The 13,990-nt window shown below is 67.7% G+C and carries 10 protein-coding genes; 7 read left to right on the forward strand and 3 right to left on the reverse strand.

Features of this window, described 5'->3' with window-relative positions; genetic code table 11:
* Nucleotides 1-123 precede the first annotated feature (123 nt).
* Nucleotides 124-1,068 carry a DegV family protein gene (locus tag UU9_RS08240; RefSeq protein ID WP_007081283.1) on the forward strand — a complete coding sequence of 315 codons (945 nt, stop codon included), beginning with the start codon at nucleotides 124-126 and terminating at the stop codon, nucleotides 1,066-1,068.
* 162 nt (nucleotides 1,069-1,230) lie between these two features.
* Here the strand turns inward: UU9_RS08240 and UU9_RS08245 are convergent, their stop codons facing one another.
* Nucleotides 1,231-2,013 (reverse strand): SDR family oxidoreductase, encoded by a 783-nt coding sequence (locus UU9_RS08245; protein WP_007081284.1) that lies wholly within the window; start codon nucleotides 2,011-2,013, stop codon nucleotides 1,231-1,233.
* An 83-nt stretch (nucleotides 2,014-2,096) separates the two neighbouring features.
* On the opposite strand from UU9_RS08245, the gene UU9_RS08250 reads away from it, so the two are divergent.
* Nucleotides 2,097-2,309 carry a hypothetical protein gene (locus UU9_RS08250; protein WP_007081285.1) on the forward strand — a complete coding sequence of 71 codons (213 nt, stop codon included), beginning with the start codon at nucleotides 2,097-2,099 and terminating at the stop codon, nucleotides 2,307-2,309.
* 260 nt (nucleotides 2,310-2,569) lie between these two features.
* Nucleotides 2,570-3,409: an ABC transporter ATP-binding protein gene (locus UU9_RS08255; protein ID WP_007081286.1), complete on the forward strand. Its 840-nt coding sequence runs from the start codon at nucleotides 2,570-2,572 to the stop codon at nucleotides 3,407-3,409.
* A gap of 276 nt (nucleotides 3,410-3,685) precedes the next feature.
* On the opposite strand, the gene sppA is transcribed toward UU9_RS08255, so the two are convergent.
* Both sppA and UU9_RS08265 read right to left on the reverse strand, forming a co-directional pair.
* The gene (gene sppA, locus UU9_RS08260) at nucleotides 3,686-5,563 is read right to left on the reverse strand and encodes a signal peptide peptidase SppA (protein ID WP_007081287.1); all 1,878 of its coding nucleotides are present in this window, start codon (nucleotides 5,561-5,563) and stop codon (nucleotides 3,686-3,688) included.
* Complete coding sequence (locus tag UU9_RS08265; RefSeq protein ID WP_007081288.1) at nucleotides 5,560-6,981, reverse strand: MATE family efflux transporter; 1,422 nt, start codon at nucleotides 6,979-6,981, stop codon at nucleotides 5,560-5,562. Before UU9_RS08265 ends, sppA begins: the two co-directional genes overlap by 4 nt.
* Nucleotides 6,982-7,086: 105 nt before the next feature.
* On the opposite strand from UU9_RS08265, the gene UU9_RS08270 reads away from it, so the two are divergent.
* The 4 genes from UU9_RS08270 to UU9_RS08285 all read left to right on the forward strand — a co-directional run bounded on the left by UU9_RS08270 (nucleotide 7,087) and on the right by UU9_RS08285 (nucleotide 13,969).
* Nucleotides 7,087-8,295, forward strand: a complete 1,209-nt coding sequence (locus tag UU9_RS08270; RefSeq protein ID WP_040670617.1) for a DUF3667 domain-containing protein — start codon at nucleotides 7,087-7,089, stop codon at nucleotides 8,293-8,295.
* Nucleotides 8,296-8,697: 402 nt separating this feature from the next.
* The gene (locus UU9_RS08275; RefSeq protein ID WP_007081290.1) at nucleotides 8,698-10,872 is read left to right on the forward strand and encodes a primosomal protein N'; all 2,175 of its coding nucleotides are present in this window, start codon (nucleotides 8,698-8,700) and stop codon (nucleotides 10,870-10,872) included.
* Between the two features lie 79 nt (nucleotides 10,873-10,951).
* Nucleotides 10,952-12,808 (forward strand): M1 family metallopeptidase, encoded by a 1,857-nt coding sequence (locus tag UU9_RS08280; protein ID WP_007081291.1) that lies wholly within the window; start codon nucleotides 10,952-10,954, stop codon nucleotides 12,806-12,808.
* A 216-nt stretch (nucleotides 12,809-13,024) separates the two neighbouring features.
* Nucleotides 13,025-13,969, forward strand: coding sequence for an alpha/beta fold hydrolase (locus UU9_RS08285; protein WP_007081292.1), 945 nt, complete (start codon nucleotides 13,025-13,027; stop codon nucleotides 13,967-13,969).
* Nucleotides 13,970-13,990: the final 21 nt, after the last annotated feature.

The raw sequence follows: 13,990 nt of genomic DNA on the forward strand, positions 1-13,990 counted from the left end.
CACGCGTGCGCAGCAACGGATGACCGGCATCTTAATGCGCCAGCCGGCAGGGGTCCGCCGAGCGCCAGCATTCACGGCCACATGCTATGTTCGAAGGCGTTACACGTAGCCGGGGACAACGTGATGCGCATGGGTCTGGCTGTCGATGCGTCCTGCGATCTGCCGCAGGCTTTCCTGCAACAACACAACATCGTGGTGATGCCGATCGCGGTGAAGGTGGACGACGAGACGTTTCTGGATGAGCGCAACCCGGCCGAGATCCGGCGTTTCCTGGATCGCCAGTTGGGCAGCCGCAGCCATTCGGCGGAAACCGAGCCGTGCTCGGTGCGCCAGATCGAGAACCTGTTCCTGGAACGGCTGGTACTGGAGCAGGACTGCGTGTTCTGCCTCACCATCACCGCCACCCGCAGCCCGATCTTCGACCACGTCAACCGCGCCAGCTTCGCCATCCTCAAGAGCTATCGCGAGGTGCGCAAACAGGCCGGCGTGCCCGGGCCGTTCATGATGCGGGTGATCGACACACGCAACCTCTTCGCCGCCGAAGGGCCCGCCACCATCGAGGCGGTGCGGATGATCGACGCCGATGAGCCCCCGGCCGCGATCCGCGAGCGGCTGCTGCACGTGGCCAACAACACCTACGGCTACATGCTGCCGCGCGACCTGTACTACCTGCGCGCCCGCGCCAAGAAAAAGAATGATCGCAGCGTGGGCCTGGTCAGCGCGATGCTGGGTTCGGCGCTGGACATCAAGCCCATCCTGCAATGCCATCGCGGCGAAACCGGCCCGGTGGGCAAGGCCCGCGGTTTCGAGCAGGGCGCGCAGATGCTGTTCGACCACGCCACCCGGCGCGTGCGCGCCGGCCTGCTGGTGCCGGCGATGTGCGTGAGCTACGGCGGCGACCTGGCCGTGCTGGCGCAGCTGCCCGGCTATGCCGAGCTGCGCGCGGCGTGCGCGGAAACCGGCGTGCAACTGACCGAAGCGCCGATGAGCATCACCGGCATGGTCAACGTGGGCGAGGGCGCCGTCACCCTGGGCTTCGCCGCCGAGGAGCATGAGGTGCGGTTCTGAGAGACGCACCGATGCTTTTGGAGCCGGGATTCGGGATTCGGGATTCGGGATTCGTAAAGGCATCGCGACTGAAGTCGCTCCCACAAGGGCTGCTGAAGCGCGGGCGCTGGCGCGCGACGCTTTTGCGATTCCCTATTCCCCATTCACGGCTCCATTGGGGCCTCAAAACCCGAAATTGAGAAAGCCGCCATCCACCCCCAGCACCTGCCCCGTGACATAGCTGGCTGCCGGCAGGCACAGGAAGGCGATGGCCGCGGCCACTTCTTCCGGCTCGCCGATGCGCTTCAGCGGCGTGCGCTCCAGCACTTCGTCCAGGTAATCCTCATCCAGCAGGGCCGGCTCCGAACGCTGCGTGCGGATGTACCACGGTGCCACCGCGTTGACGCGGATGCCGTCCACCGCCCATTCGGCGGCCAGGTTGCGGGTGAGCTGGTGCAGTGCGGCCTTGCTCATGCCGTAGGGTGAGCCGGTGCGCACGTGGGTCGCGCCGGATACCGATCCCACGTTCACGATCGCCGCATGCGCGTGCTGCGCCAGTTGCGGATGTGCCAGCCGGCACATCTCGAACGCGGAAACCAGGTTCTGTTCGAAGATGCCGCGCCATTCGGCTTCGCCGTATTCCAGCGTGGGTTTCACCACGTTGCCGCCCACGTTGTTGACCAGCAGCGACAGCGGCGCGCCGAGGTCGGCGATCCAGTCGAACACGGCCAGCCTGTCTTCCGGCTCGACCAGGTCGGCGCCGAACGCCAGCACCTCGCTGGCAGGGAAATCATCGGCCAGCTCCACCCGCACCTGTTCCAGGTAATCCTCGTCGCGCGCCACCAGCAGCAGGTTGGCGCCCAGCCCGGCCAGCTCGCGGGCGGTGGCGTAGCCGATGCCCTTGCTGGCACCGGTGATCAGGGCGGTGTGGCCTTGCAGCTGCCAGGCGTCGATGCGGCTATTCATGCGCGAAAGCTTACACGACGGCTTGCCGCCAGCCAGCCACCGGCGCAACACTCGACGCTTACCGCCGTCGACGGATCACGCGCATGAAAACCATCGCCCTGCCGCTGTTGTGCCTGTTCGCCCTGGCCGGCTGCTCCGGCACGCCCGCGCCGCCGCCCGGTGACCCGCCCAAGCCGCAGGCCAGCACGCCGTTCGATGCGCTGAAGGCCAGCGAGCAGCGCGCCCGTGACGTACAGAAAACCGTGGACGACCATGCGGCCGAGCAGCGCAAGCAGATCGACGCGGCGACCGAATAAGCCCGGCGCCTGCGCGGGCAACCCTTCACCTAACCAGCGCGGGCAACCCTTCACCTGAAGGGTCGCTTTTGAACTTCCCGCCAGCCCGGGCTACCCCCTCACAACCTCCCCCTGCGCGCAGGGGGAGGAGCTAGAGCCCGCCGCTCTTGCTCCCTCCCCTGCAACGCAGGGGAGGGTTGGGGTGGGGTGCTTTTGATTTTCGGTTGGCCGCCCGCCGCAATCGCCGATAATGGCCGTCCGTCCCCGTCCATGGCCATCGCATGAGTTTGTCCGTCATCCCCCCGCCCCACGACATTGCCGCCGGCGCCTCGGTCCTGCGCATCGACAACGCCAGCGTGATGCGTGGCCAACGGCTGATCCTGGATCGGCTCAGCCTGCAGGTGGACGCGGGCCAGCACACCGCGATCCTGGGTGCCAACGGTTCGGGCAAATCGACCCTGGTGCAATTGATCGCACGCCAGCTCTATCCGCTGGTGCGTACCGACGGCGGCGGTCCCAACGTCAGCGTGTTCGGCCGTGACCGCTGGAACGTCAGCGAATTGCGCCAGCTGCTGGGCATCGTGTCGCCTGCGCTGCAACTCGACTACACCAGTGACGCGCCGCTGGAAGTGTTCGACGCGGTGGTGTCGGGCTTTTTCTCCGCACGCGGGCTGGGGCTGGATCACCAGGTCAGCGACCGCATGCGCGAGCAGGCGCAGCAGGCATTGCAGCAGATCGGCGCGGCGCACCTGATCGGTCGGCCGATGGCCACGCTGTCCACCGGCGAGGCGCGCCGCGTACTGATCGCGCGGGCGCTGGTGCACCAACCGCGCGCGCTGCTGCTGGACGAGCCCTGCGCGGGGCTGGACATGGCCAGCCGCCGCCGCTTCCTGGAGAACCTGCGCGAACTGGCCCGCGGCGGTACCACGCTGATGCTGGTGACCCATCACGTGGAGGAGATCGTGCCGGAGATCGCCCAGGTGCTGTTGCTGCGCGAGGGCCGCGTGCTGCGTCAGGGCAGCAAGGCCGAGGTGCTCACCGGACCGACGTTGAGCGAGGCATTCGGCATGCCGGTGCAGGTGCAGCGGCATGGCGATTACTACGCGGCCACGCCGGCCTGAGATCCTGTGAAGCGTGTTCTTCCTTCCCCCGCCTGCGGGGGAAGGTGCCCGACAGGGCGGATGGGGGTGCTTTTCGCAGTGCAAAAGCAGGATCAAGAGCGCCCCCATCCGCCTTACGTGCCGCTCCTGCGGCACGCCCATCGGGCCGGCTTCGCCGTTCGCTTCCGCATCCTGCCTTCACAGTCGGCACCTTCCCCCGCTTCGCAGGGGAAGGAATAATCCGACGCCGCGCCCGCCCGTCGAATTTTCACGATCTCTGAGGGCGCGGCGCGCTGCTTACCAGGGCGCGCAGAAACAGTCGGCGTAGACGTTGGGCTTGCCCGCCTCCGCGTTGCGCAACAGCCGCAGCGGCCCCGACATCGCCGGCAACTGCGCAAACCAGCGCGGCAGGTGCACGCCCCAGCTTTGCAGCGTGTGCACGGTGGCATTCTGGCCAAACCCCAGCATGAAGCGTTCGATGCCGCCCAGCGGCGTCTCCTGGTAGCGCACGCCGTAGTCCTTGCCCAGCTTGGCGCGCGTGGCGGCATCGGCGATGGCGTCCTGCAGGCCGCCCAGTTGATCGACCAGCCCGCGTTTCAGCGCCTGCTCGCCGGTCCACACGCGGCCCTGGGCGATCGCGTCGATGGCGGCGTAGCTCTGCCCCCGCGCCTTGGCCACGTTGCCCACGAAATCACGGTAGCCCTTGTTGATGATGGCCTGGATCACCGCACCCACGTTCGGGTCCAGCGGGCGGGTGATGTCGAACGCGCCGGCCATCGGGCCGGTGGCCACGCCGTCGCTCTGCACGCCCAGTTTCGCCAGCGTGCCGGGCACGGTGTAGAACAGGCCGAAGATGCCGATCGAGCCGGTGATGGTGTTGGGCTCGGCGAAAATGCGGTTGGCATTCATCGAGATCCAGTAGCCGCCGCTGGCCGCCACGTTGCCCATCGAGACGACCACGGGAATGCCGGCCGCGCGGGTCAGCGCCACTTCGCGGCGGATCTGCTCGGCCGCGTAGACCTCGCCGCCGGGCGAGTTCACCCGCAGCACCAGCGCCTTGGTCTTGTTGTCCTCGCGCGCGGCGCGGATCAGCGCCGCGGTGGATTCACCGCCGATCGATCCGGGCGACTGCTTGCCACCGGTGATCTCGCCCTCGGCCACCACGACGGTGACGCCCGGCGCGCGTGCATCCTCGCGATCGGGCTGGGCGGCGGCGTAATGCGACAGGCTCACCTCGCGGAAGCCATGGCCCTTCTTGTCGGCCGGCACGCCCTGCTTGCGCAGCATCGCGATCAGTTCCGCGCGGGTGGCGGTGCCGTCCACCAGATGCTGGTTCAGCGCCAGTTGCGCCAGGTCGCCCTGGGTGCCGGCGATGTGCTGCGGCAGCTGGTCGATGTCGTCGCGCAGGGTTGCCGGCGCGATCTTGCGCAGCGCCGCCACTTCATCCAGGTAGCGGTCCCACAGCCCGTTCATCCAGTAGCTGTCCGCCGCCTTCGACTCGGCCGAGGCGTGGTCGAGGATGTACGGCTCGGCCGCGCTCTTGAATTCGCCCACGCGGAACAGGTGTACGTCCACGCCCAGCTTGTCCAGCAGGTCCTTGTAGAACAGCCGGTAATTGGCCAGCCCGGTCAGCATCACACCGCCCTGCGGGTCCACCAGCAGGCGGTCGGCGTGGGCGGCGAGGTAGTACTGGCCCTGGTCGAGATTGACCGCCCACGCGATCACCGGCTTGCCCGCGGCGCGGAAGCGGTCCAGCGCCGCGCCCACGTCGCGCAGCGCGGCAAAACCGCCACCCTGCAGACCATCGGGCAGCAGCAGGATGCGGGTGATCCGCGGGTCGGTCGCCGCTGCGTCGATGGCGCCGACCAGGTCGCGCAACTGCACCTGCTTGGGGTCCTCGCCGGACAGTCGCGCCAGCGTGCGCTGCATCGGGTCGATGCTGTACTGCTCGACCAGTTGGCCATCCAGCTTCAGCACCAGCACGCTGTGATCCTCCACCGAGCGCTGCATGCGGCTGCCGGCGATGCCAGCCGTCACCAGCAACAGCAGCACGAACAGCACGCCGAAAAACACCAGGTTGATGATCACCAGCCGGACCACGTTGATGCCGCGCCCCAGCGTGGCCAGGAACGCGCCGAAACCACGGCGACGACGGAACGGGGGCGGTGGCGTCATGCGCGTTCTTCCACGGAGGTCAAAGTGGCAGCGTAGCCGGTCGGGCCGCCGTGGTCATGCACGCGCCAGCGTTGTTTCCAGGCGCTGCGCCAGAACCGCACGAACAGCATCACCGCCGCCACCGACAACCCGGCGATCAGTCCCATCCACATGCCGCGCGCGCCCAGGCCATGGTGGAACGCCAGCCACCAGCCCACCGGCATGCCGATGATCCAGTACGCAAACAGGGTGATCGCCATCGGGATGCGGGTGTCCTTGAGCCCGCGCAGCGCGCCATTGGACGCCACCTGGATGCCGTCGGAAAACTGGAACAGCCCCGCCAGCATGATCAGCTGCATCGCCAGCGCGATCACCTTCGGGTCATTGGTGTAGAGCGCGGCGATGTAATGCGGCAGGGTCAGCATCAGGCCGGCCGAAAACAGCTGCGTCACCAGGGTCAGCCCGATCCCGCAAAAACCGGCATAACGCACGCCGCGCGCATCGCCGCGACCCACCGCGTTGCCCACCCGCACGGTGATCGCCATGGCCAGCCCCAGCGGGATCATGAAGAACAGCGAGGCGATGTTCAGCGCCACCTGGTGGCTGGCGATCACGTCCTCGCCCAGCGTGGCGATGATCAGCGCGGTGGCCACGAACAGGCCGGCCTCGGCCAGCAGCGACACCGCCATCGGCAGGCCGATGTGGATCAGCGCGCCGATGCGGCGCAAGTGCGGCCGTTCGAAACGGTCGAACAGGCCCAGCCCGCGGTAGTTGCGATGGCGCAGCACATAGAAGCCGAATGCCAGCATCTCCAGCCACAGCACGGTCGCCGTGGCCACGCCGCAGCCGTGTGCGCCCTGCGGCGGGATGCCCAGCTTGCCGAACATCAACACGTAGCCCAGCGGTACCAGCAACACCAGCCCGCCCAGGCTGAAATACATCGACGGCCGCGTCAGCGACAGCCCTTCGGACAGCCCACGCAGCGCGAAATAGCAGGTCAAGGCGGGCGCGCCCCAGCTGATCGCCAGCAGGAATCGCTGCACCTCGTCCCGCAAGCTGGGCGTCACCCCGATCAGGTCGATCAGCGGCGCGGCATGGCGCACCGCAAACCACAGCAACACGCCCATGCCAAGCGCCAGCCACAGCGCCTGGTGGAATACCGCGCCGACTTCCGCCCGGCGGCCCGCGCCATCGAGCTGCGCCACCGACGGCGGCACCGCCATCATCATGCCGATGCCGCTGACGATCGCCAGCGACCAGATGCTGGCGCCCACCGCCACCGCGCCCAGCACATGCGCGCTGACGTGGCCGGCCAGCAGCGCGTCGATCACATTGCTGCCGATGGCGGCCAGCTGGGCGGCGATCAACGGCAGCGCAAGATGGACGGTGGCGCGCACCTCATGCAGCAGGCGGGCACGCTCGGGACGGAAGGATTTCATCGATGCACGGGCTCTGGGGGCGGCCATTCTAGCGGAGCCACAGGTCACGCCCGTGTGCCGGTCGGCCTGTGCGAAAATCGCCCGCTGCACCGGATGGGGACCGCGATGAAGCAACTGACCAGCTACGAGGGAGTGCACTGCGCCAATTGCGGTGCCGCGATGCAGGGCGAGTTCTGCCACGAATGCGGCCAGTCCATCCACAGCGTGCTGAAACCAATGCACCACATGGTCGAGGAAACCGTGGAGACGGTGCTGCACATCGACGGCCGCATCGTGCAGACGCTGCCGCCGCTGCTGCTGAAGCCGGGCTTCCTCACCCTGGAATACTTCGCCGGCCGCCGCGTGCCGTACATCGCGCCGTTCCGGCTGATGTTCGTGCTGTGCCTGTTGTCGTTCTTCGTGGTGCATCTGGCGATCAACCGGTTCACCAGCAAAATCGACGCCCACGACTTCCCGTTGGTGAAGGTGGAGAGCACGGCGATCGATACAGCCAACAGTCCGGCGGAGGTGCGCGAGGCATTGCATGGCCAGCTGGATGGACTGCGCGCCGCCCGAGACACCGGCGTGCTGCCTGCCAAGGCACTGGAACGGCTCGACGCCTCCGCGGTGGAGCTGCAGCAGAAGGCCAGCCGCCGCCTGGTCGCACTTGGCGCGGCGCCGATACCGGCCCGTTCCCTCGCCGCGCCTTTGAGCGGTGAGGTGGTGGCGAAACCCGTGCAGCAGGGGGAAAACGACCATGCGGCGAAAAAGGTGGATGGCGGGGAATCGAAGCCCGTGCGGATCAGTTGGCTGCCGAATGCGGTGAATGCGCATCTGACCGAGCTGGGGCACCGGATGCACGACAACTGGCGCACCATGAAGGACAGCGACGACCCGGTGGAGCGCGCGGAAGCCAAGCAACGCATGATCAATGGCGTGTTCGGCAAGCTGCCGGCGTCCATGTTCATACTGATCCCGGTATTCGCCGGCCTGCTGAAGCTGTTTTATGTCTTCCGCCGGCGGCTCTACATGGAGCACCTGATCGTGGCCCTGCACAGCCATGCCTTCATGTTCCTGGCCCTATTGCTGATCACCCTCACCGGCATGCTGTCGACCTGGCTTCGTCCGCACGCGGCCTGGACCGGCACCGCACTGGGTTGGGTGCAGGCCGCGCTGATCCTGTGGATCCCTGCTTACCTCCTGCTCATGCAGAAGCGCATGTACCACCAGGGCTGGCCGATGACGGTGCTGAAATTCTGGTTCATCGGCTGGTGCTACTTCTGGTTGCTGACGTTCGCGCTGATGGTTGCCGCGGCGCTGGGCATAGCCCATTGAGGTCGCTTTCAGACGGCTGTCATGGCGGGTTTTGCACAGCGTAACGGGACTGTCAAGGCGCCTTCGGGGGCGATGACAATTGTGTGAACCCTGCCCCAACCGAATTTGCAGGTTGTTGAAATAACAGATGTTTTTTTGCCTGACCAAAACATGGTCAAGGTGACCAAAAAGGCGCTACGGCGCGCTTCGGGGCACCCCCTCCCCGCTGCATCCACAGACTTATCCACAGCTCTTGTGGATAAGCATAAAAACCGCCAGCGGTTAGTCACTTACCCCCGCTTCCTCGATAGGCGGGCAGCAAAGTGGCGCAACTCGATCCATGCGATTTGCCTGCCATCGCGGCGGGCGAAACCTGGGGGTCGACCGGTGCCGCCGCTACACTGGTGCGCCACGAGGTAACCCATGCCCGCCGTCCTTCGCGTCGCCCTGCCGGTGCCCTTGCCCGCCCTGTTCGACTACCTGCCGCCCGCGGTCGGTGAGGCCGGCGTGGGCGCGCGGGTGCTGGTGCCGTTCGGGCGCCAGCGGCTGGTTGGCGTGGTGGTGGCGATCGACGCCGAAGCCGCCGTGGAAAGCCGCCGGCTGAAGCAGGCGCTGCGCCTGCTCGACGACGACGCGCTGCTCGACCCCGAACTGATGCAGACCCTGGCCTGGGCCGCCGACTATTGGCTCGGCGCGCCGGGCGAGGCCTACGCCAACGCGCTGCCGCTGGCCCTGCGCGAGCCGAAACCGCTGCCGCCGATCGGCGACGAATACTGGTCGCTGACCCTGGCCGGTCGCAGCGCCCATGACGCCGGCAGCCGCCGCGGCGGCAGCAAGGCGCTGCTGACCCTGCTGGTCGACGGTGCATTGAGCGCGCAGGAGCTGACCGAACGCCAGCCAGGGTGGCGCGAGGCTGCTCGCCGGCTGGCTTCAGCCGGCCTGCTGGAGCGCAGCGAGCGGGCGCCCGCGGACCGTGCGCTGCCCGCCTCCTCCGCACCGCAACTCAACGACGAACAGCAACAGGCGGTGGCCGTGGTGGGCGCCGCCCTGGGCGACTACCAACCCTTCCTGCTCGACGGCGTCACCGGCAGCGGCAAGACCGAGGTCTACCTGGCCCTGATCGAGCAGGTGCTGGCGCAAGGCAGGCAGGCGCTGCTGCTGGTACCGGAGATCGGGCTGGCGCCGCAGACCGTGCGGCGGCTGCGCCAGCGGCTGGGCGTGATCGTGGAAGTGCTGCACTCCAGCCTGTCCGAGGGCGACCGCGCGCGCGCCTGGCTGCGCGCCCGCGCCGGCAGCGCGCGGGTGATCCTGGGCACGCGCTCGGCCGTGTTCACGCCGCTGCCGCAAGCCGGTTTGATCATCGTCGACGAAGAGCACGACAGCGCCTACAAACAGCAGGAAGGCTTCCGCTACCACGCCCGCGACCTGGCCTTGGTGCGCGCGCGCGCGCTGGGCGTGCCGGTGCTGCTGGGCTCGGGCACGCCGTCGCTGGAATCGCTGGCCAACGCCGCCGCCGGCCGCTACCGCACGCTGCACCTGCGCGCCCGCCCCGGCGCCATCCGCCCGCCGCAGGTGCAGATCGTGGACATGCGCATGCAGCGGCTGCAGCACGGCATGTCGCCCGCGCTGCTGGCCGCCGTGGCCGACACCGTGGCGCGCGGCGAGCAGGCGCTGGTATTCCGCAACCGCCGCGGCTACGCGCCGGTGCTGCTGTGCCACAGCTGCGGCTGGCATGCCGGCTGCCCGCACTGCGATCGACCACTGACCCTGCACGCGGGCCGGCGCCAGCTGATCTGCCATCACTGCGATCACCGCCAGCGCATGCCGCAGGTGTGTCCGGTGTGCGGCGTGGGCGACCTGAAGCCGCAAGGCCAGGGCACCGAGCGGCTGGAGGAGGCGCTGGTGGCGCAGTTCCCGCAGGTGCCGGTGCTGCGCGTGGATCGCGAAACCACCCGCCGCCGCGATGCGTTCGAGCAGCTGCTGGCGCAACTGCAGGATGACGCCCCCGCCATCCTGGTCGGCACCCAGATGCTGGCCAAGGGCCACGACCTGCCCAACCTCACCCTGGTGGCGATCGTAGGCGTGGACGAAGGCCTGCACAGCATCGACTTCCGCGCCGAGGAACGCCTGGCCCAGCTGGTGGTGCAGGTGGCCGGCCGCGCCGGTCGCGCCCGCAAGCCCGGCCGTGTGTTGCTGCAAACCCATCAGCCGGAACACCCGTTGCTGCGCAATCTGCTGGCACGCGGCTACGCGGCCGCCGCTGCCGACCTGCTGGACGAGCGCCGCAAGATTCAATTGCCGCCCTACAGCCACCAGGTATTGCTGCGCGCCGACGCGCCCCAACGCGAACACGTCGACACCTTCCTGCGCGACGCGCGGGCGCTGCTGCCCGAGCTGGACGCGTTGCAGATCGCCGGCCCGATGCAGGCGCCAATGCCCCTGCGCGCGGGCCGCCAGCGCGGCCAGCTACTGCTGGAAAGCACCCAGCGCAGCGTACTGCGTGCGATGCTGCGGCCATGGCAACACGCGCTGTTCGCGCTGCCCTCGGCGCGGCGGGTGCGCTGGTCGCTGGATGTGGATCCGATCGATCTGTATTGACCCGGCGCCCAACTTTCGCCACGGGCCGTCATCGACATGGCGGTGGCATACTCGCTCTTTTGCCGGCCCGGAGCCTTCCATGCGATTCCTGTCCGCCCTCGCCTTCGGCACGCTGATGCTGCCGCTGGTTGCCCTGGCCAATGATCCCAACTCCTACGCCCAGCCCGACCAGGTGCGGGTGACCCATCTGGATCTGGATCTCCATATCGATTTCCCGCACAAGCAGTTGGATGGCCAGGCCACGTTGAAGCTGGACTGGACGAACCCGCAGGCGCAGTCGCTGGTGCTGGATACGCGTGACCTGAAGATCGCGAAGATCGAAGCGGTCGGCAGCGACGGCAAGACCACGCCGCTGAAATATGCGCTGGCGCCGCGCGACAAGGTGCTGGGCAGCAAGCTCACCATCGCCACGCCGAAGCATCCGGCGCAGGTGCGCATCGTCTACACCACCTCGCCCGGCGCGTCGGGCCTGCAGTGGCTGACGCCCGCGCAGACGGCGGACAAGAAGTTGCCCTTCATGTTCTCGCAGTCCGAGTCGATCCACGCCCGCTCGTGGGTACCGCTGCAGGATTCGCCGGCGGTCCGCTTCACCTACGACGCCCACGTCACGGCGCCGAAGGACATCCGCGTGGTGATGAGCGCGCCGAACGACGCCAGGCATCCGCTGGACGGCGACTATCGCTTCAACCAGACGCACCCGATCCCGTCGTATCTGCTGGCCATCGGCGCGGGCGATATCGCGGCAAAGGAAACCGGCCCGCGTTCGGCCGTCTATGCGGAGCCGTCGGTGGTGGCCAAGGCCGCGCACGAGTTCGAAGACACCGAGAAGATGATCGCCACCGCCGAGCAGTTGTACGGCCCGTACCGCTGGGGCCGCTACGACATCCTGGTGCTGCCACCGTCGTTCCCGTACGGCGGCATGGAAAACCCCAACATGACGTTCGCCACGCCCACCGTGCTGGTGGGCGACAAGAGCCTGGTGTCGCTGGTGGCGCACGAGCTGGCGCATTCCTGGTCGGGCAACCTGATCACCGCCGCGTCGTGGCGCGACATCTGGCTCAACGAGGGCTTCACCACCTACGTGCAGGGGCGCATCACCGAGGCGCTGTACGGCAAGCCGCTGGCTGATGAGGAAGCGCTGCTGTCGGCGCGCGCGCTGCAGAAGGATATTGCCGCGATGCCGGCCAACGCGCAGAAGCTGGCGCCCGATCCGCGCGGCGTGGGTGCCGACGATTCGCTGTCCGACGTGGCCTACGACAAGGGCTCGTGGTTCCTGCGCACGCTGGAGCAGCGCTTCGGTCGCGCCGATTTCGACGCCTACCTCAAGGGCTATTTCGACCACTTCGCGTTCCAGAGCATCACCACCGAGCAGATGCTCGACTACCTGAAACCGAACCTGATCGAGAAATACCCCGGCAAGATGAGCTGGGACGAAGTGAACGCCTGGGTTTACGGCGAAGGCATTCCGAAAGATGCGCCGCTGCCCGATTCGCCGCGCTTCGACGCGATCGACAAGCAGCGCGGCGACTTCCTGGCCGGCACGCTGGCCGCCGCCAAACTCGATGCCAGGGGCTGGAACACGCAGGAGTGGATGTACTTCCTCGACCGCCTGCCCGACGCGCCGCCGCTGGCGAAAATGCAGCAACTCGACGCCGCCTGGCACCTCACCGGCACGCCCAACGCGGAGATCGGCATGCGCTGGTACAGCCACGCCATCGCCGCCGGCGACAAGGCCGTGTGGCCCGCCGCCGCCGAGCACATGATCCGCATCGGCCGGCTCTACCTCACCACGCCGCTGTACAAGGCCTTCGCGAAAACGCCTGAAGGCCTGGCCTATGCCGAGCAGGTCTACGCCAAGGCCAAGGCCGGCTACCACCCGCTGACGCAGCAGGCGGTGGAGTCGATCATCGCCAAGGCGAAGAAAGCGAACCACTGATTGCTCCTCCCCCTGCGCAGCAGGGGGAGGCTGGTGACCGAAGGGAATCCTTCAGGTGAGGGGGCAAAGCTCTTGATCTCCCATCAAGATCAAAAGCTGACCCCTCCCCAACCCTCCCCTGCGATGCAGGGGAGGGAGCCGCACCTCTCCGACTCCTCCTCCAAGAAACCGCCCATGCCGTCATCACCAGACACCACCACTCCCCTCTGGAAACGCATGCTTTTTCGGCGGCTGAAATTCCTGGCCTGGCTGGCCGGCCTGCTGGTGATCGTGCTGGGGGGCAGCTACCTGTTCGCGCCGCAGTGGCTGCTGCAGGCCAACCTCAAACGCGAGGCGATGGCGGCGCATCTGCAGGTGCATGCGGTGCAGGCCGGCGATACCCGCTGGGCGTATTACGAAGGCGGCGAAGGCCCCACCATCGTGCTGCTGCACGGCTTCGCCGCGGACAAGACCGAGTGGCTGAAGGTGGCGAAGGAGCTCACGCCGCACTTTCACCTGATCATCCCCGACCTGCCCGGCTGGGGCGATTCCTCACAGGTGGCCGGGGCCAGCTACACCATCGAGGCGCAGGCGGCGCGGCTGGATGCGTTCGTGCAGACGCTGCACCTGGGCCAGTTCATGCTGGCCGGCCACTCGATGGGCGGCGCGATCGCAGGTATCTACGCCAGCGAGCACCCCGACCACGTCGCCGGCCTGGCGCTGCTGGACAGCTTCGGCCTGAAGAATGCGGGCAACGCTTTCACCCGCGACGCTGCGGCCGGCAGGAACCCGTTCGTGTTCGACAACCGCGCGGGGCTGGAGCGCGCCATGGCATTGGCATTCACGCAGCCGCCCGAACTGGCCGGGCGCTTTGCCGACGTGCTGGTGGCGCGCAACCAGCGTGACCGCGCTTTCATCGAAAGCAGCTTCAACACGCTGCGCCAGCCCTCGCAATACCTGTCGCTGCAGCAGCGCCTGAGCCAACTGACCATGCCCGTGCTCGGCCTGTGGTGCCACGACGACAAGGTCGTGGACATCTCCGCGCTGGACAGCCTGCGCAACGGCCTGGTGTCCGCCAGCGCCATCAGCACCAGCGTCATCAGCGGCTGCAATCACATGCCGATGCTGGAAAAGCCCGAGCAGACCGCCACGATCCTGACCAGCTTCGCGCTGTCGCATTGATGGGACATGAAGGGCGGGCGC

This window comes from Rhodanobacter fulvus Jip2 (genome assembly GCF_000264315.1).
In the GTDB taxonomy this organism is placed as follows: domain Bacteria; phylum Pseudomonadota; class Gammaproteobacteria; order Xanthomonadales; family Rhodanobacteraceae; genus Rhodanobacter; species Rhodanobacter fulvus.